This window comes from Caulobacter sp. GW456-12-1-14-TSB4 (assembly GCF_059424195.1).
On sequence record NZ_JBWKZF010000002.1, the window covers coordinates 73704 to 91363 of the forward strand.

Annotated in this window: 15 protein-coding genes, 1 pseudogene and 1 riboswitch; of the genes and pseudogenes, 11 read left to right on the plus strand and 5 right to left on the minus strand. The window is 68.5% G+C overall.

Annotated elements, in window-relative coordinates; genetic code table 11:
* The first annotated feature begins 83 nt into the window (after positions 1-83).
* Positions 84-1061 (plus strand): lipoyl synthase, encoded by a 978-nt coding sequence (lipA, locus tag AC07YH_RS02345; RefSeq protein ID WP_494745406.1) that lies wholly within the window; start codon positions 84-86, stop codon positions 1059-1061.
* Between the two features lie 5 nt (positions 1062-1066).
* Positions 1067-1519, plus strand: a complete 453-nt coding sequence (locus tag AC07YH_RS02350; protein WP_494745407.1) for a type II toxin-antitoxin system RatA family toxin — start codon at positions 1067-1069, stop codon at positions 1517-1519.
* Here AC07YH_RS02350 and AC07YH_RS02355 read toward each other — a convergent pair.
* Genes AC07YH_RS02355 through AC07YH_RS02365 form a run of 3 tightly spaced genes read right to left on the minus strand, consistent with a single transcriptional unit; the run spans position 1516 to position 4307 of the window.
* Positions 1516-2631: an FUSC family protein gene (locus AC07YH_RS02355; RefSeq protein ID WP_494745408.1), complete on the minus strand. Its 1116-nt coding sequence runs from the start codon at positions 2629-2631 to the stop codon at positions 1516-1518. The genes AC07YH_RS02350 and AC07YH_RS02355 overlap by 4 nt on opposite strands.
* The gene (locus tag AC07YH_RS02360; protein ID WP_494745409.1) at positions 2632-3123 is read right to left on the minus strand and encodes a CinA family protein; all 492 of its coding nucleotides are present in this window, start codon (positions 3121-3123) and stop codon (positions 2632-2634) included.
* Between the two features lie 35 nt (positions 3124-3158).
* Positions 3159-4307 (minus strand): bifunctional 2-C-methyl-D-erythritol 4-phosphate cytidylyltransferase/2-C-methyl-D-erythritol 2,4-cyclodiphosphate synthase, encoded by a 1149-nt coding sequence (locus AC07YH_RS02365; RefSeq protein WP_494745410.1) that lies wholly within the window; start codon positions 4305-4307, stop codon positions 3159-3161.
* Positions 4308-4407: 100 nt separating this feature from the next.
* On the opposite strand from AC07YH_RS02365, the gene dusB reads away from it, so the two are divergent.
* The 8 genes from dusB (at position 4408) to hflX (ending at position 14288) form a co-directional block, all read left to right on the plus strand.
* Positions 4408-5415 carry a tRNA dihydrouridine synthase DusB gene (dusB, locus tag AC07YH_RS02370; RefSeq protein WP_494745411.1) on the plus strand — a complete coding sequence of 336 codons (1008 nt, stop codon included), beginning with the start codon at positions 4408-4410 and terminating at the stop codon, positions 5413-5415.
* Positions 5412-6527: a two-component system sensor histidine kinase NtrB gene (locus AC07YH_RS02375; RefSeq protein ID WP_494745412.1), complete on the plus strand. Its 1116-nt coding sequence runs from the start codon at positions 5412-5414 to the stop codon at positions 6525-6527. Before dusB ends, AC07YH_RS02375 begins: the two co-directional genes overlap by 4 nt.
* A 2-nt stretch (positions 6528-6529) precedes the next feature.
* A complete protein-coding gene (locus tag AC07YH_RS02380; protein ID WP_125158443.1) occupies positions 6530-7951 on the plus strand; it encodes a sigma 54-interacting transcriptional regulator in 1422 nt (473 codons plus the stop codon).
* 90 nt (positions 7952-8041) lie between these two features.
* The gene (locus AC07YH_RS02385; protein ID WP_494745413.1) at positions 8042-10285 is read left to right on the plus strand and encodes a sensor histidine kinase NtrY-like; all 2244 of its coding nucleotides are present in this window, start codon (positions 8042-8044) and stop codon (positions 10283-10285) included.
* Complete coding sequence (gene ntrX / locus AC07YH_RS02390) at positions 10282-11670, plus strand: nitrogen assimilation response regulator NtrX (protein WP_494745414.1); 1389 nt, start codon at positions 10282-10284, stop codon at positions 11668-11670. Before AC07YH_RS02385 ends, ntrX begins: the two co-directional genes overlap by 4 nt.
* A complete protein-coding gene (locus AC07YH_RS02395) occupies positions 11671-12534 on the plus strand; it encodes a D-amino-acid transaminase (protein WP_494745415.1) in 864 nt (287 codons plus the stop codon).
* A gap of 156 nt (positions 12535-12690) precedes the next feature.
* A complete protein-coding gene (gene hfq, locus AC07YH_RS02400; protein ID WP_013079113.1) occupies positions 12691-12939 on the plus strand; it encodes an RNA chaperone Hfq in 249 nt (82 codons plus the stop codon).
* An 11-nt stretch (positions 12940-12950) separates the two neighbouring features.
* On the plus strand, positions 12951-14288 hold the full coding sequence (gene hflX, locus AC07YH_RS02405; protein WP_494745416.1) for a GTPase HflX: 1338 nt from the start codon (positions 12951-12953) through the stop codon (positions 14286-14288).
* On the opposite strand, the gene mazG is transcribed toward hflX, so the two are convergent.
* Both mazG and AC07YH_RS02415 read right to left on the minus strand, forming a co-directional pair.
* Positions 14285-15118 carry a nucleoside triphosphate pyrophosphohydrolase gene (gene mazG, locus AC07YH_RS02410; RefSeq protein WP_494745417.1) on the minus strand — a complete coding sequence of 278 codons (834 nt, stop codon included), beginning with the start codon at positions 15116-15118 and terminating at the stop codon, positions 14285-14287. The genes hflX and mazG overlap by 4 nt on opposite strands.
* Positions 15075-16487, minus strand: coding sequence for an MFS transporter (locus AC07YH_RS02415; RefSeq protein ID WP_494745418.1), 1413 nt, complete (start codon positions 16485-16487; stop codon positions 15075-15077). Before AC07YH_RS02415 ends, mazG begins: the two co-directional genes overlap by 44 nt.
* A 448-nt stretch (positions 16488-16935) precedes the next feature.
* Between AC07YH_RS02415 and AC07YH_RS02420 the strand changes: the two are divergent.
* Positions 16936-17006 (plus strand): annotated as a pseudogene (locus AC07YH_RS02420) (hypothetical protein); the annotation flags it as partial.
* 311 nt (positions 17007-17317) lie between these two features.
* Positions 17318-17520: riboswitch (cobalamin riboswitch) on the plus strand.
* Positions 17521-17660 lie beyond the last annotated feature (140 nt).

Here is a 17660-nt window from a genome sequence, read left to right on the forward strand (position 1 = left end):
ACCTGGACACTCATTTCGCGCGTTGCCGACTTAAGCAAGATCAAGCGCTTGATCCGCGAGCCAAGAAGACCGATTTAGGCGCCATGGCTACGGTGATCGACACCCTCAAGGCTCGCGGCCCGGATGACCGGGCGGTGCGCCATCCCGAAAAGCAGAACCGCCCGGACACGCCGGTGCTTCGCAAGCCTGACTGGCTGCGCGTGCGCGCGCCCGGCTCGGGTCAGTACAACGAGACCAAGGGCATCGTGCGCGAGCACAAGCTGACCACGGTCTGCGAGGAAGCGGCCTGCCCGAACATCGGCGAGTGCTGGAGCCAGAAGCACGCGACCATGATGATCATGGGCGAAATCTGCACCCGCGCCTGCGCCTTCTGCAACGTCACCACCGGCCTGCCGACCCAGCTGGACCCCGATGAGCCGCGCCGCGTGGCCGAGGCCGTCGCCAAGATGGGCCTCAAGCACGTGGTCATCACCTCGGTGGACCGCGACGACCTGCTGGACGGCGGCGCCCGCCACTTCGCCGAGGTGGTCACGGCCATCCGCGCGGCGGCCCCGGGTACGACGATCGAGATCCTGACCCCGGACTTCCTGCGCAAGGACAGCGCCGAGAACGTGGTGATCGACTCCCGCCCGGACGTCTTCAACCACAATCTCGAGACCGTGCCGCGGCTCTATCTCAAGATCCGCCCCGGCGCGCGCTACTACAACTCGCTGCGCCTGCTGGACCGCGTGAAGCAGCGCGATCCTTCCCAGTTCACCAAGTCCGGCCTGATGGTCGGTCTGGGCGAAACCAAGGAAGAGGTCATGCAGGTCATGGACGACATGCGCTCGGCCGGCGTCGACTTCATCACCATCGGCCAGTACCTGCAGCCGACCCGCAAGCACGCCGCCATCGACCGCTTCGTGACGCCGGAAGAGTTCAAGGCCTATGAGGCGATCGCCCGGGCCAAGGGCTTCCTGATGGTCTCGTCCAGCCCGCTGACGCGCTCGTCGCACCACGCGGGCGAGGACTTCGCCAAGCTGCAGGCGGCCCGCCGGGCCCTCGACGCCCGCACGGCGTAAAAGCCGTGCATCGTCACGTGGTGACGCGCGTGCTGCCGTACGCGCCGGAGCAGCTGTTCGAGCTGGTCGGAGACGTCGAGGCCTATCCGAAGTTCGTGCCGTGGATCACCGGCATGCGCACCTGGAACGGCCGCGTCGACGGAGCCGTCAGCACGGTCGACGCCGAGGCCCAGGTCGGCTTCTCGTTCCTGAAAGAGAAGTTCGCCACCCGCGTGCGCCGCGATCGCGACGCGCTCAGTATCGACGTCAGCCTGCTCTACGGTCCGTTCAAGCGCCTGGCCAACGGTTGGCGCTTCGTGCCGGAAGGGGACGTGACGCGCGTCGAGTTCGTGATCGACTTCGCCTTCAAGGCCACGCTGCTGGACGGCATGCTGGCCGCCAATATCGACAAGGCGGCCAACAAGCTGATCGCCTGCTTCGAGGATCGCGCGAAACAGATCTACGGCGAGAAGGCCTAGTCCTTTTTCGCCACCGCTTCTTCGATCCGCTCCTCGAAGTCGCCGAGGTTGCCGAACAGGTTCTCGATCGCGAAGACCAGGCCGAACACCCGCGCGGCGTCGTCGAATTCCAGTTCGCGGGTCAGGCCCTTTTCGCGCAGGCCTTCGACGCAGGCCTGGAAGCTCTGATGGACCTCGGCGAAAGCCAGGCGATCCGGACGCGCGCCGCCGGCCAGCAGGTCGGCCGTGCCGCGCAGGAACCCGGCGCTGGCCTCCAGCATGTCGGCGGCGGCCGGGGCCAGGCCTTCGGCCGGCAAGGGCTCGCGCAGGGTGCGGCCGACCATCACCGTGTCGTTGCGTAAGCGCCAGAGCGTGCGGGGCAGGGCGTCGGACACCGAGCGCTCGCTGAGCCTGGTGGCATTCTCGCGATCGGCCTCGGTCATCGAGGTCTGCAGCTTGGCCAGCGCCGCGCGCAAATCGTCCTGGGCCTTGAGATAGTCGGTCGGGCCCGGCGTACCGCGCAGCATCAGGATGTAGCTGTCTAGGATATGGGCCTGCAGGCCGGCGATCTTCTGAACGCTGGTCACCACCGAAGCGTGGGCGCGGGCCGGAAAGATCAGCAGGGTGGCGGCGACGCCGACCAGGCTGCCGACGGTGATCTCGGCCACGCGCAGGCTGGCGGCGACCAACGGGTCCATGTGGGTCGCCTGACCGATCAGCATGATCACGGCCGTGACCGGCGCGACCTTCAGCGCCGGCCTCACCGAAACCACGAACGCCAGGAGCGCCACGGTCACGCACAGGATCAGTCCGCCGAACTCCGGGAACTTGGCGTGGAAATAGGCGGCGACCGCACCGGCCAGCGCGCCGACCACCGTGCCCATGAAGCGCTCGATCGAGGCGGTGATCGTCGCGCCCAGGCTGGACTGCACCACGATCACGGCGGTGAACACGGCCCAGTAGCCCTGCGGCAGGCGCAGCAGCGTCGCCAGCGCGAAGGCCGCGCCGACGGCGGCCGAGACGCGGATGGCGTGGCGGATCTCGGTCTTGCGGGCGGCCGCGGCCTTCAGCGCCTTCTGCGAGAGGCCGACGCCGGCGAAGCGTCTCCAGTCGCTGGGCGCGGTCTCGGGCACCTAAGCCACCGCCTCGCGCAGCATTTCCAGCGCCGTCCGCACCGCCGCCAGTTGCACGGCCTCGCGGGTCTCGCCGGCGAAGTGTTCGTGCCGGTGGACGACCGAGCGGTTGGCGCGGGCGACGGCGAAGTGGACCGTGCCGACCGGCTTCATCGGCGTGCCGCCGCCGGGGCCGGCGATGCCGGTGATGGCTACGGCGACATGGCCATTGCTCTCGCGCAGCGCGCCTTCGGCCATCATCCGCGCCACGGGCTCGGAGACCGCGCCGTTGTCGGCGATCAGGTCGCCCGGCACGCCCAGCATCTCGGACTTGGCGCGGTTGGTATAGGTGACAAAGCCGCGCTCGAAGACGTCGGATGCGCCCGAGATCGCGCAGATCGCGCCAGCCACCAGGCCGCCGGTGCAGCTCTCGGCCGCGATCAGGCGCAGTGACTTGGATCGCGCCTCGTCGATCAGCAGTCGGGCCAGGGTCTCGATTTCCAGCGGGAACATCGGCGTCTCCGGATTCGTCTTTGAGTTTAGCCCGTTCAGGCCGGGGTCTCGACCGCCACGACGGCGGAGGCGGCCAGGCCCTCGCCGCGGCCGGTAAAGCCCATCTTCTCGGTCGTGGTCGCCTTGACGCTGACGCGGTCGAGGGGAAGGTCCAGGATCTGCGCTAGCTTCTCGCGCATGGCCAGGCGGTGCGGTTTGATCTTGGGGCGCTCGCAGATCAGCGTCACATCGATATTGACGATGCTCCCGCCCTTGGCGGCGACCAGGTCGGCGGCGTGCTTCAGAAAGAGGTCCGAGGACGCGCCCTTCCACTTGTCGTCGGTCGGCGGGAAGTGGTCGCCGATGTCGCCTTCGCCGATCGCGCCCAGGATGGCGTCAGTCAGGGCGTGCAAGCCGGCGTCGGCGTCGGAGTGGCCGATCAGGGTCTCGTCGTGCTTGATCGCCACGCCGCACAGCCAGACCTCTTCGCCCGGGCCCCAACGGTGGGCGTCGAAGCCTTGGCCGACTCGGGTGATGCGCGCGGCGCCGGCGAGCCGTTCGGCCATGGCGAAGTCCTCGGGATAGGTGAGTTTCATCAAAAGCGGATCGCCCGGCGCGATGGCCACGCGGCCGCCGGCGGCTTCCACCACCTGGGCGTCGTCGGTCGGCTCGCCCTGCGTCCAGGCGGCGTAGGCGGCCAGCAGGGTTTCGCGGCGCGCGGCCTGGGGCGTCTGGGCGCGCCAGAGGTGTTCGCGGGAGGTCGTGGTCGGGCTCTGGCCCGGCTCGGCGCGCTTGAGCGTGTCGGCGACGGGCAGGGCGGGGAGCACGGCGTCGGCGGTCTCGAGCGCTTTCAGCACGCCTTCGATCGTCGCGCCGGTCAGGAAAGGGCGGGCGGCGTCGTGGATCAGGACAGGTTCTTCCGCCGGGCGATGGGCGAGAGCGGCCAGGCCCGACTGCACCGACAGCGCCCGAGTCGCGCCGCCCAGCGCCGCGCGCCAGTTCGGCAGGCCCTGGAGAACCTCGGCGAGCGCTTTTTCGCCTTCCTGTGTCGTTACGATGACAATGTCCGTCGCACCGCCCGCTAAAAGGGCTTCTACGGACCAGCGCAGGACCGCTTTACCCGCCACGGGCCGCCATTGCTTGGCCTGGCCAGGACCGGCTCGGCTTCCCGAACCGGCGGCGACGATCACGGCGGAAAAGGTCATGGCGGCTGTTTAGTCCGGTGGCCGCGCTTGTCCAGTCGAAGCGGGCTTTACTGCGCTGCAACAATGTGCCTAAAAAGAATGCTGTGGGGATGATCATAAAATGAGCAACAAGCTCGAGGTCGGCGGGGTCGCCGTCCCTGGTCGTGTGTGGATCGCACCCATGACCGGAGTGTCGGACCTGCCCTTCAGAGAAACGGCCACGGCGCTCGGCGCGCCCTATGTGGCGACGGAAATGGTGGCCTGCGCCGAGTTCGCGCGCGGACGGCCCGATGTCGTGCGCCGCGCGGCGGTGGGCGAGGGGCTGCCGCTGATGGTGGTCCAACTGGTCGGGCGCGATCCGGGCCTGATGGCCAAGGGCGCGCGCATGGCCGCCGACGCGGGCGCTCAGATCGTCGACCTGAACTTCGGTTGCCCCGCCAAGGAAGTGTCCGCCGGCCAGCAATCGGGGTCAGCCATCATGCGCGAGCCTGACCTGGCCGAGGCTCTGGTCAGCGCGGCGGTCGAGGCCGTCGATGTTCCCGTCACCGTCAAGATGCGGCTGGGCTGGGACGACAATCTGCGCAACGCCCCCGACATCGCGCGCCGCGCCGTGGCGGCTGGCGCCAAGGCGATCACGGTGCACGGCCGCACGCGTAGCCAGTTCTACAAGGGCGTCGCCGACTGGACCGCCGTCGCGGCGGTGAAGCAGGCCGTCTCGGTGCCGGTGCTGGTCAATGGCGACATCATCGATGGCGAGACCGCCCGCCAAGCTCTTGAGCAATCCGGCGCCGATGGCGTGATGATCGGGCGGGGCGTCTATGGCCGCCCCTGGATCGCCGGCGCCATCGAGGCGGCCCTCGAAGGCCGCGGCTTCGTCGAGCCTGACGCCGAGGAGCGCCTGGCCATCGCGCTCACCCATTTCCGCCGCAGCCTCGAATTCTATGGCGAGCCGCTGGGCCTGAAGATGTTCCGCAAGCACCTGGCCTCGTACATCGAAGCCGCGCCCTGGCCGGAGACGGCCGAGGAACGCCGGGCCGCTCGCGCAACCCTGTGCCGACTTGAAGATCCCGCCGCCGTGGAGGCCGCCCTGCGCGACCTGTGGCTGGCGGGCGGGAGATTAGCCGCATGACCGACCGCGCCCGCGTCCTGGGTGGTGTCACCCCCGAAGCCCTGAAGGCCGCCGCCTTCGACCTCAGTCCCGAACCGGCGCTGGTCGTGGATCGCGAAGGCGGGCTGGTGGCCGTCAACGAAGCCGCCGAGGCGCTGTTCGGCCACGGCCTGTCGCTGCTGGCGCGCGGTCGCTTCCGCGCCGCCCTGCCGCCGGGCTCGGTGCTGGTCTCGCTGCTGGACCGGGCGATCTTCGAGGGCGCGCTGGTCCGCGAGCATGGCGTCGAGGTCAATCTGTTCGGCCAGCCTCCGTTCGAGGCGGATGGGGCGGCAGCGCCCTTGGGCGACGGCTCGGTGCTGCTGACCCTGCACGTCAAGGGCGTGCTGGGCGTCGATAAGGCCGCCGACGCGGCCGGCCTGCGCTCCGTCGTGGGCCTGGGCAAGATGCTGGCCCACGAGATCAAGAACCCTCTGGCCGGCATCCGCGGCGCGGCTCAACTGCTCAAGACCGGCGCCAGCGCCGTCGACCAACCTCTGGCCCAGCTGATCGTCGACGAGACCGACCGCATCCGCCGCCTGGTCGACCGCATGGAGGCCTTCTCCGACCAGGCCCCGACCCCGCGCGAGCCGGTCAATATCCACCAGGTGCTGGACCGCATCCGGGCCCTGGTCGTCAACGGCGTCGCCGACGGCCTGACGCTGAAGGAAAGCTACGATCCGTCGCTGCCGCCGGTCTGGGGCGACGAGGATCACCTGATCCAGATCTTCCTGAACCTGACCAAGAACGCCGCAGAGGCCGCCCACATGCGCGGCGACGAGCGCGGCCAAATCTCGATCCACACCGCCTGGCGCCCCGGCGTCCGGGTGCGCGGGGCCGACGGCAAGACCGCCAGCGGCGCGCCGATCGAGGTCAAGATCATCGACAACGGCCCCGGCGTGCCGACCAGCCTGCGCGACCACCTGTTCCAGCCCTTCGTGACCACCAAGGCCAACGGCACGGGCTTGGGCCTGGCCCTGGTCACCAAGCTGGTCACCGCCCACGGCGGCCTGATCGACTTCGAATCCGAGCCCGGCCGCACCGTGTTCCGCGTGCTGCTGCCGGTTGCCCCCGACACCATCTCTGGAGACGCCTGAGCATGAACGCCGCGAGCAAGAAGATCCTGATCGCCGACGACGACAGCTCGGTGCGTCTGGTCCTGAGCCAGGCCTTCACCCGCCTGGGCTACCAGGTCCGCGCCACGGGCAACGCCACCACGCTGCTGAAGTGGGTCACGGACGGCGAGGGCGACCTGGTCGTCACCGACGTCATGATGCCCGACGAGAACGTCTTCGACGTGCTGCCGCGCATCCGCAAGGAACGGCCCAAGCTGCCGATCATCGTGATGAGCGCCCAGAACACCCTGCTCACGGCGGTCAACGCCGCCGACGCCGGCGCGTTCGAATATGTCTCCAAGCCCTTTGACCTCGATGACGTCACCGCCGCCGCGCGCCGGGCCCTGTCGCGTCCGGCCGACGCCGAGGCCTCCAAGGCCCAGGCCCGCGCCATGCGCGACGAGCGCCTGCCACTGATCGGCCGCTCGGCGCCGATGCAGGAGGTCTATCGCACCATCGCCCGCCTGGTCGGGGCCGACCTGACCGTGCTGATCCTGGGCGAGAGCGGCACCGGCAAGGAGCTGGTCGCCCGCGCCCTGCACGAGCTGGGTCGCCGTCGCGACGGCAAGTTCGTGGTCATCAACCTGGCCGCCGTGCCGCGCGAACGGGTCGAGACCGAGCTGTTCGGACGCGGGGAGGGCGACAATGGCCGCCTGATCGAGGCTGACGGCGGCACCCTGTTCCTGGACGAGATCGGCGACATGCCGCTGGACGCCCAGACCCGCCTGCTGCGCGTGATCGACGGCACCGAGCCGGTGATCAACCCCAAGACCGGCCGCCGACCCAACGTGCGGATCATCGCCGCCACCAATCGCGACCTGCGCGGCCTGATCCAGCAGGGGCTCTTCAGAGAAGACTTGTTCTTCCGTCTGAACGTCGCCCCCGTGCGCCTGCCGCCGCTGCGCGACCGCGCCGAGGACATTCCGGACCTGGCTCGCACCTTCCTGCTGCGCGCCGCTCGTGAGGGCCTGCCGGCCAAGACCATCGACCAGAGCGCCCTGGATCGCCTGAAGACCCATCCGTGGCCGGGCAACGTCCGCGAACTGGAAAACCTGATGCGCCGGATGTGCGCCCTCTATGCCGAGGAGCTGATCACCGCCCGTATCGTCGATCGCGAGCTGCAGGACCACACGCCGGCTGTCCGCTCGGAAGAGGGGCCTCTGACCCTGTCGATGCTGGTCGAGCGCCACTTGGCCTCGCACTTCGCCGACCAGCCCGACGGCGTGCCGCCGCCCGGCCTCTACGACCGCATCCTGGAGGAGGTGGAGCGTCCGCTGATCCAGCTGACCCTGTCGGCGACGCGCGGCAACCAGGTGCGGGCCGCCGAGATTCTCGGCCTCAACCGCAACACCCTGCGCAAGAAGATCCAGGACTTGGGCGTGGAGATGACGCGGGGTCGTCGATAGCTTGAGCGCTCACGCGCTCGGAGCGGCCGCTGAAGCTTTCTCGGCACATAGCTGTTGAATTTGGGACACACGCTCCTAAACTCCACGGCGATGTCTTCAGTGGCTTACGCGACAGGATCGGAAGACCCGCCGACTCGGTTCAGCCGGGCCTGGTGGCGGGAGTTCCTGCGGTCGCGCTACCTGACCGCCGGAGCCTATGCGCTGGCCGTGATCCTGACGGTCGCCAGTGTCGCCCTGGCCTCGTCGCCGCCCAAGACCGATTCGATCAGCACGGCCTCGACGGTCATCCTGGTGGTGCTGGGCTTCAACCTGGTGCTGATCCTGGGCGTTGCCACCGTGGTGGGCTTGCGCCTCTACGACCTGATCGATGCCCGGGCCAGCGACGCCGGCGCCCGCCTGCACCTGCGTTTCGTCGGTTTGTTCTCGCTGGCGGCCGTGGCCCCGGCGGTGATCGTGGCGCTGTTCTTCGGCGTCTTGGTCAACCGCGGCGTGGACGGCTGGTTCAGCCAGCGGGTCCAGACCGTGGTCGGCAATTCGGCCAAGGTCGCCAACTCGTATGTCGAGCAGCAGACCAAATATATTTCCGAGCATATCGGCCCGATGGCGGCCAACCTGAACGAGGCCGCGCCGGCCCTGGCCCATTCGCCGGTGGCCTTCGGTCACTTCCTGGCCGACGAGACCAAGAACAACGGCTTCGCCGCCGCCTATATCCTGGACCGCGACGGCCGCATCCTGGCGCGGGCCGAGCTGCGCGACGCGCCGCCGTTCCTGGCGCCGCCGCCCTCCAGCTATGTCGCCACCGACAGCGGCGAGGTCACGGCCCAGCGCTTTGTCTCGGCCGACCTCTTCCGGGCGCTCTATCGCCTGAAGGCCTTTCCGGACGCCTATCTCTATGTCGCCAGGCCGATCGAGAAGGGCATCCTGACCCACCTGATCGAGACCCAGGACGCGCTGGTCTCGTACCGCGACGCCGAGCGCAGCCGCGTCCGCATCCAGGCGATCTTCGGCCTCAGCTATCTGGAGACGGCGCTGCTGGTGCTGGTCGCCGCCATCTGGGTGGGTATCGCCGCCGCCAACTCGATCGCCGGCCCGGTGGCCGGCCTGGTCGAGGCCGCCGGCCGCGTCTCCAGCGGCGATCTCGACGCCCGGGTCGAGGCCGACACGGGTCCTGAAGAGATCCGGGCGCTGTCCAACGCCTTCAACATGATGACCAGCGAACTGCAGTTGCAGCAGGCCGCGCTGAAGGCCGCCAGCCTGGACGCCGAGGGTCGGCGCCTGTTCATCGAGACCGTGCTGTCGGGCGTCAGCGCCGGCGTCATCAGCCTGGACGAGTACGGCAAGGTCTCGGCCGTGAACCGCCGCGCCGTGACCCTGCTTGGCCTGCCCAGCGAGGCGCTGGGCGTTGATCTGATCCAGCTGGCCCCCGAGTTCGAGACGGTGATGGAGGCGCTGCAGGAGAGCCGTCCCGACACCGACGTCGAGGTCGACATCCAGCGCGAGGGCGAGACACGCCGCCTGCGGGTCCGCGCCGCCGGTCACGTGGCCGAGGGCCTGGTTTTGACCTTCGACGACATCACTCGCCTGATGGCCGCCCAGCGCAACGCCGCCTGGAAGGACGTGGCGCGTCGCATCGCCCACGAGATCAAGAACCCGCTGACCCCGATCCAGCTGTCGGCCGAGCGCCTGCGCCGCAAGTATCGCAAGGAGATCGCCAGCGACCTGGAGACCTTCGACCGCTGCACCGAGACGATCATCCGCCAGGTCGGCGACATCGGCCGGATGGTCGACGAGTTCTCGGCCTTCGCCCGGATGCCGGCGCCGCGCTTCGAGCCGGCCAACCTGACCGAGATGCTGCGCCAGGCGGTGTTCGCCCAGCGGTTCCAGGACGGTGAAATCGAGGTCAAGCTGCAGGAAGCGAGCGGTGAGGATGTTTGGATCACCTGCGACGAGCGGATGATCGGCCAGGTGCTGACCAACATCCTGAAGAACGCCGGCGAGGCTGTCGGCGCGCGCCGCTCGGCCACGCCCGACATGACAGGCCGGATCACGGCCAGCCTGAGTTCGGACGCCGACGACCTGTGGGTGACGATCGAGGACAATGGCGTCGGCTTGCCCGCCAAGGACCGCGATCGCCTAACCGAACCCTATGTGACCACCCGCGAGAAGGGCACAGGCCTGGGCCTGGCCATCGTCAAGCGGATCATGGAGGACCATGGCGGCAGCCTGGTCCTGACCGACGCACGCGAGCTTCCCGGAGCTCGCGTGATCCTGAAATTCCCGACGACCGTACGACTGCACGCCGCTGCTCAGAGTGGCGTTGAGGAGATGATATGAGCGCCGACGTTCTTGTGGTCGATGACGAAGCCGATATCCGCGAGCTGGTGGCCGGCATCCTGGAGGATGAGGGCTATGCGGTGCGCACGGCCGCGGACTCCGACCAGGCCCTGGCCGCGATCCGAGCTCGCAAGCCCGCTCTGCTGGTCCTGGACATCTGGATGCAGGGCGGGGGCATGGACGGCCTCGAGCTGCTGGACATGGTGAAGGCGCTGGACGCCGACCTGCCGGTGATCATGATCTCGGGCCACGGCAATATCGAGACCGCCGTCAGCGCCATCAAGCGCGGCGCCTACGAGTTCCTCGAAAAGCCGTTCAAGTCCGACCGCCTGCTGCTGATCGTCGAGCGCGCGCTTGAGGCGGCTGGCCTGCGTCGCGAGAACCGTCGCCTGCGGACCCAGACCCTGGCTCCCGACGGCCTGATCGGCAAGTCGGCGCCGGCCCAGGCCCTGCGCCAGTTGATCCTCAAGGTCGCCCCGGCCAACAGCCGAATTCTCGTCTCGGGCCCGCCCGGCTCGGGCAAGGAGCTGGTGGCCCGCCTGATCCATGGCGCCAGCACCCGCACCAAGCAGGAGTTCGTCGCGGTCAGCGCCGCCGGCATGGCCCCCGAACGTCTCGACGTCGAGCTGTTCGGCGAGGAGGGCGAGAACGGTCGTCCGCGCAAGATCGGCGTGTTCGAACGCGCCCACGGCGGCACGCTCTATCTCGACGAAGTGGCCGACATGCCGCGCGAGACCCAAGGCCGCATCCTTCGGGTGCTGGTCGAGCAACGCTTCCGTCGGGTGGGCGGCGACAACGACGTCCAGGTCGATGTGCGGGTCATCTCGTCCAGCTCCCGCGACCTGCGTGACGAGATCACCAGCGGCCGCTTCCGCGAGGATCTTTTCCACCGCCTGAATGTGGTGCCGGTCCGCGTGCCGGGCCTGGCCGAACGGCGCGAGGACATCCCCGAGCTGATCGCCTATTTCGTCGACAAGATCAGCGAGGCCACCGGCCTGGCGCGTCGCCGCCTGGGCGAGGACGCCCTGGCCACGCTGCAGGTGCAGACCTGGCCGGGCAATGTCCGTCAGCTGCGCAACAACGTGGAACGGATGCTGATCCTGGCCTCGGGCGAACCGGGCGAGGTGATCACCGCCGAGATGCTGGCCGGCGCCGACCAGCCCAGCGCCGGCAACGCCGGGGCGATCGGGGCCGAGCGGATCATCGCCTTGCCGCTTCGCGAGGCCCGAGAGCTGTTCGAGCGTGAGTACCTGAACGCCCAGATCCTGCGGTTCGGCGGCAACATCTCGCGCACCGCCAATTTCATCGGCATGGAGCGCTCGGCGCTGCACAGGAAGCTGAAGTCCCTGGGCGTGGCCGGCGCCCGGGCCGAAGAGGAAGAGTAGATGTCGCGTTTCGCCTATGTGAACGGCCGCTTCGTGCGTCACGGCGAGGCCGCCGTCCATATCGAGGATCGCGGCTACCAGTTGGCCGATGGCGTCTACGAGGTCTGGGCCGTGTTCGACGGCAAGCTGGCCGACGCCGAGGGCCACTTCGCCCGGCTGTGGCGCAGTCTGGACGAGCTGCGCATCGCCCATCCGATGAGCCAGGCCGCGCTGCTGCTGGTCCTGCGCGAGGCCGTGCGCCGCAACAAGGTCAAGGAAGGGCTCTGCTACCTGCAGATCACCCGCGGCGTCGCCAAGCGCGACCACGCCTTCCCGAACCCGGAAGTGCCGCCCGCGATCGTCATCACCGCAAAGTCGCTGGACCGCGCCGCCACCGAGGCCAAGGCGGCCAAGGGCGCTTCGGTGATCTCCGTGTCCGAGAACCGCTGGGGTCGCTGCGACATCAAGTCGATCGGCCTGCTGCCTAACGCCCTGGCCAAGCAAGCCGCTCGCGAGCGCGGCGCGCTGGAGGCCTGGTTCGTCGACGACATGGGTCTGGTGACCGAAGGGGCCTCGTCCAACGCCTGGATCATCGACGCCGAAGGGGCCCTGCGGACGCGGGACACCCAGGCCAATATCCTGCGCGGCGTCACTCGCTCGACCTTGCTGGAAGTGGTCCGCGAGACTGGCCTGCCGTTCAGCGAGAAGCCCTTCACGATCGCCGAGGCCCAGGCCGCCAAGGAGGCCTTCATCACCGGGGCCGGCTCGCTGGTCACGCCGATCATCGAGATCGACGGGGTCAAGCTAGGCGGGGGCAAGCCGGGTCCGGTGGCGATCGGCCTGCGACGTTCCTATATTGAGCGCGCGCGTCAAAAAGCCGTCTGAGATCGGAGCAATATCCGGCGAGGGCGTCTTTAGGCCGCGCGGCTTTGCGGAAATTTTCGCTGCGACCTTGTCGCTTTCAGCGAAAAATCCTCTAGCATGGCCTTGTTTGTGTGGGGGGCGTGTTGCCCTCCGATAACAATGAGAGGGGAACCCCCGATGTCTGCCGAGAAGAAACAAAACCTCCAGGACACGTTCCTGAACAGCGTGCGCAAGTCGAAGACGCCGCTCACCATTTTCCTCGTCAACGGCGTGAAGCTGCAAGGCGTGGTCAGCTGGTTCGACAATTTCTGCGTCCTCCTGCGTCGCGACGGCCAGTCGCAACTGGTCTACAAGCACGCCATTTCCACCATCATGCCGGCCCAGCCTGTCCAGCTCTACGAGCCCAGCGCTGACTCCGACGACTGATCCGAGACTACTTGTCCAAATCTACATCCAGGTCGATTGACCACGCCGCGCCGATCCTGAAGGCGCTTGTCATCCATCCGGCGCGGCAGCTGCGCGGCCAGGCGGCCCTCGAGGCCCGGGATCCCAAAGCCCGGCTCGAGGAAGCCGTCGGCCTCGCCGTCGCGCTCGATCTCGACGTCGTCGAGACGGTGATCGCGCCCCTGCGCGCCGTCACCCCCGCCACCCTGTTCGGCAAGGGCAAGATCGAGGAGTTCGCCGCGATCTGCGAGGTCGAACACATCGACGTCGCCGTCTTCGACGACCAGCTCACGCCCATCCAGCAGCGCAACCTCGAAAAGGCGCTGAAGGTGAAGGTCGTGGACCGCACCGGCCTGATCCTCGAGATCTTCGCCAGGCGGGCCCGGACTCGCGAAGGCCGTCTGCAGGTCGAGCTGGCCAGGCTCGAATACGAGCGCTCGCGCCTCGTCCGCACCTGGACCCACCTTGAGCGGCAACGCGGCGGCACCGGCAACACCGGCGGTCCCGGCGAAACCCAGATCGAGCTCGACCGCCGCCTGATCCGCGACAATATCCTGAAGCTCAAGAAGGAGCTTGAGGAGGTGCGTCGCACGCGGACCCTGCATCGCAGCGCCCGCAAGAAGGTGCCGTATCCGACGGTCGCCCTGGTCGGCTACACCAACGCCGGCAAGTCCACGCTGTTCAACCGCCTGACCGAGGCGGAGGTCCTGGCCAAGGACATGCTGTTCGCGACGCTGGACCCGACCCTGCGCACCGTGAAGCTGCCCGACGGGCGGCCGGCGATCATGTCCGACACCGTCGGCTTCATCTCCGACCTGCCGCACGAGCTGGTCGAGGCCTTCCGCGCCACCCTCGAGGAGGTGCAGGAGGCCGACGTGGTCCTGCACGTCCGCGACGTGGCCAATCCCGACAGCGAGGCCCAGGCCCGCGACGTCGAGACGGTGCTGGCCGAACTGGGCGTCACGCTCGACGAGGGCAAGACCGTCGTCGAGGTCTGGAACAAGATCGACCTGCTGGGCGAGGACGACCGCGAGGTCGTCGAGGGCCATGCCCGTCGCAAGGAGGCCTCGGCCGTCTCGGCCGTCACCGGCGAGGGTTGCGAGGCCCTGCTGCGCCGGATCAGCGGCCTGATCGACGATTCCGCGCCGGTCGAGATCCAGCTGAAGGCCCAGGACGGCCAGGCCATCGCCTGGATCTACCGCAATGGCCGGGTGCTGAGCCGCTATGACGGTCCTGACGGCGACGTCACGATCGTCACCCGGCTGGACAGCCAGGCGCTGGGCCGGTTCGAGCGCCAGTATCCCGGCGCCCTGGTCGGGACGGTCGACTAGGCTTCTTTCTCGGCCGCCTTGGCGTCGTTCCATAGGCCATCCATTTCCGCCAAGTCGGACTGGTCGGGCGTCTTGCCGCGCTCGGCCAGCTTGGCCTCGACGAAGCCGAAGCGGCGGGCGAACTTGGCGTTGGTGGCGCGCAGGGCGTCTTCCGGATCGACGTCCAGCTTGCGGGCCAGGTTGGCGCAGACGAACAGGATGTCGCCCAGCTCCTCGCGGGCCTTGGCCATGTCGCCGGCCTCGATCTCGACCTCGATCTCGGCGGTTTCCTCGCGCAGCTTGTCCAGCACCTCGCGGGCCGAGGGCCAGTCGAAGCCGACGCGGGCGGCCCGCTTGGTCAGCTTGACGGCGCGGGTGAGGGCAGGGAGGCCGGCCGGCACGTCGTCCAGCACGCCCGTCTTGGCCTTGGCCTTGCGCTCCTGCGCCTTGAGTTCCTCCCAGCCGGCGACCTGGGCCGAGAGGTCGTCATAGGCGTGGTCGCCGAACACGTGCGGATGGCGACGGATCATCTTGTCGGAGATCGCCGCCGCCACGTCCTTCAGGTCGAACGCGCCCTGTTCCTCGGCCATCCGCGAATGGAAGACGACCTGCAGCAGCAGGTCGCCCAGCTCGTCGCGCAGCTCCGGCAGGTCGTTGCGCTCGATGGCGTCGGCGACCTCATAGGCCTCCTCGACCGTGTAGGGCGCGATCGTCGCGAAGGTCTGCTCCAGGTCCCAGGGGCAGCCGCCGTCTGGATCGCGCAGCTTGGCCATGATCTCGACTAGGCGAAACAGCGGATGTTGATCTTCAGCCGGCGGGGCCAGGGGCGGGGACTTGCTCTGGGACGACATTCGGTTCCGGCTCCGCTGCGGGGGCGTCCCCTTGGGCCGCATCCCGCGCCGAAAGCTGGCGCTGGATCTCGGCGACGCGGGTCGCATCCAGCGGATAGCGCAACATGACGACGGCGACCACCAGTCCCATCGCCGCCGGCACCACGGCGTACATGGCGATCAAGGCGTTGTCGCCCGAGACGGTCGGGACCTTGGGGTCGAAACCCAGCCATTGCAGGACCGGGAAGGCCCCGATCGCCAGGGCGTAGCCCAGCTTCACCGTGCCGGTCAGGATGGCGTAGAGCAGGCCGGTGCGGTCGACGCCGCCCTGCAGCCGCTCCTCGTCGCCGATGTCGGCCATCATGGCGCGCACCAGCACCGGCGCGGCCGTGTAGGGGATGCCGGCCAGGATCAGGATGATCGTGCCGATCCCCGAATTGCCCACCGGCGTGAAGACGGCGGCGATCTGGACGAAGGCGTAGACCACGGCGGCGACGGCCAAGGCCCGGTGCTTGCCGATCCGCTTGGCCAGCATCGGCCAGATCGGCGCGCTGACCAGGGCGGCCAAGAAATAGACCAGCAGCAGCACGCCCGACTGGGTCTTGTCGAACTGCTTGATGCGCTCGAAGAAGAACAGGAACAGCGCCCCGGCGATGCCCGGCGCCAGGCCCATCAAGAGGTCGGCGAACAGCAGCAGGCGCACCGACGGGCGGCCCAGCAGCGCCAGATACTGCTTGATACCAGCCGCGTGCCTCACCAGCGGCGCGGCCGGCTCGCCGACCACGCGCACGGCGGTCAGGATGGTGATCGGGAGCAGGGCGATGATGAACCAGCCCATGGCCCGCACGCCCTCGGCATGCTCGGTCTTGAACACGCCGACCAGCAGCGGCGGCAGGCACAGGACCAGGATCATGCCGACGACATTGCCCGCCTGCCACCAGCCATAGACGCGCGAGCGCTGCTGGTAGTCGGAGGACAGCACCCCGCCCCAGGCGGTGTGCGACAACACGACCATCGAATAGCCGGCATAGGTGACCAGCAGCCAACCCCACAGATAGAAGGCGCTGGCGCCAGGCTGACCCATGAACAGGGCCAGAGCCCCGATGCCCACGACCGGCATGCCCGCCAGCAGCCAGGGCCTGAATCGGCCCAGCTTGGTCCGCGTCCGGTCCATGACCCCGCCGAGGAACGGGTCCAGAGTGATGTCGATCAGCCGCACGAACAGGAAGGCCGCGCCGACCGCGGCCAGCGACAGCCCGATGGTGCTGACGTAGAATTCCGGCAGATAGACCACCAGCGGCAGGCCCAGCGCCGCGATCGGGATGTTGGGCGAAGCGAAGGCCGCCAGGGCCCACGACGACACCCTCTGGGATGGATGGCGCTCGGACATCGATACTCCTCCCCGCGCTGTTGGTCGCGCTCGGACACTAAGGCCGCTGAACGGCCGTTTGAATGAGTGTGCGAGCATTGTCGGTCGAGCGCCAGCCTCTTCCTGAACCGGCGCGTGCGTTTGCACTTCACGCGGCAGGCCGCTGAAGATCAAGGAAAGGGACGCGGAGCGCCGGACAGCGTCCGGAGTGTGAGTAGTGAATACCGTTTCGACGAAGTCCGAACGCTCCGCGTGACCGTTTTCCGGAAGCGCGGCGTCCCGACGCTGTTCGCGCCTGTTCGCCCTTGAAGCCTCCGACGGGCGGGCCAGGCCGCGAAACCTGGTCCTGGGTGTCCGGGTTTCCCCGAACCTGTCGTCTCCTCGGCCCGACATCCCACGTCGTTTCTGTGTTCCAGGGCCGACCGCCGCTAGAGGGATGAGGTTGCGGAGCTTCCCCGCACCGACGAGCACACCCGCTCGATCACACCCCGCCGCCGCAACGGTCGCTGGCCATGCGCCCTTTCCTCGCGACGAGGTGGGGAGAGATTACGGCAGGTTTTCAGGCCGGGGATGGAAGGGCGTGAACGCCCGTTGAGCGCTCTAGAGCGTCACGCTGCCCATTCTTGTCATCCCGGAAAGCGCATAGCGCTTGTCCGGGACCCAGGGGCCAAGCCCCGTGCGGTTGCCCCTGAGTCCCGGCTCTCCGCTTCGCTGCGGCCGGGATGACAAGCTTTGTGTCTTTGAGAGAGGGGTTCAACGCCCGCACTCCGGCGGGATTTCCCCTCGCTCACCCCATTTGCCTTCCGCGCAACTTCCGCTATCAGCGTTCGTCGCGGCGCGCGTAGTGCGTCGCAACAATGACCGTGCTGGCGCCCGAGAGGGCTTAATAGGGAATGCAGTGCGGGGGCTTCGGCCCCCAAATCTGCGGCTGTCCCTGCAACTGTAAGCGGCGAGTTCTAGCGTCACATGCCACTGGGGTCCTCGGACCCTGGGAAGGCGGCGCCAAGAGCGATGACCCGTGAGCCAGGAGACCTGCCAGCATGGGTCGCTCTTGCCGTGGCCCAGGGGATGGCCAAGGCGCGGAACCCCGTCTGAGCGACGAGAAGCGGTGGAGAGCCGCTCGACCGGTACGGCCGGCGCTTCAACGCGTCCGCGCCGCCGGGCCGTCGACCCGTGGGCACCGCTCCCGGGAGG

Excerpts from the sequence above, each read along its gene's own strand:
- lipA (WP_494745406.1), top strand. The coding sequence starts at position 84 with ATGGCTACGGTGATCGACACCCTCAAGGCTCGCGGCCCGGATGACCGG.
- AC07YH_RS02360 (WP_494745409.1), bottom strand. The coding sequence starts at position 3,123 with ATGTTCCCGCTGGAAATCGAGACCCTGGCCCGACTGCTGATCGACGAG.
- AC07YH_RS02365 (WP_494745410.1), bottom strand. The coding sequence starts at position 4,307 with ATGACCTTTTCCGCCGTGATCGTCGCCGCCGGTTCGGGAAGCCGAGCC.
- dusB (WP_494745411.1), top strand. The coding sequence starts at position 4,408 with ATGAGCAACAAGCTCGAGGTCGGCGGGGTCGCCGTCCCTGGTCGTGTG.
- AC07YH_RS02375 (WP_494745412.1), top strand. The coding sequence starts at position 5,412 with ATGACCGACCGCGCCCGCGTCCTGGGTGGTGTCACCCCCGAAGCCCTG.
- AC07YH_RS02380 (WP_125158443.1), top strand. The coding sequence starts at position 6,530 with ATGAACGCCGCGAGCAAGAAGATCCTGATCGCCGACGACGACAGCTCG.
- AC07YH_RS02385 (WP_494745413.1), top strand. The coding sequence starts at position 8,042 with ATGTCTTCAGTGGCTTACGCGACAGGATCGGAAGACCCGCCGACTCGG.
- ntrX (WP_494745414.1), top strand. The coding sequence starts at position 10,282 with ATGAGCGCCGACGTTCTTGTGGTCGATGACGAAGCCGATATCCGCGAG.
- AC07YH_RS02395 (WP_494745415.1), top strand. The coding sequence starts at position 11,671 with ATGTCGCGTTTCGCCTATGTGAACGGCCGCTTCGTGCGTCACGGCGAG.
- hfq (WP_013079113.1), top strand. The coding sequence starts at position 12,691 with ATGTCTGCCGAGAAGAAACAAAACCTCCAGGACACGTTCCTGAACAGC.
- mazG (WP_494745417.1), bottom strand. The coding sequence starts at position 15,118 with ATGTCGTCCCAGAGCAAGTCCCCGCCCCTGGCCCCGCCGGCTGAAGAT.
- AC07YH_RS02415 (WP_494745418.1), bottom strand. The coding sequence starts at position 16,487 with ATGTCCGAGCGCCATCCATCCCAGAGGGTGTCGTCGTGGGCCCTGGCG.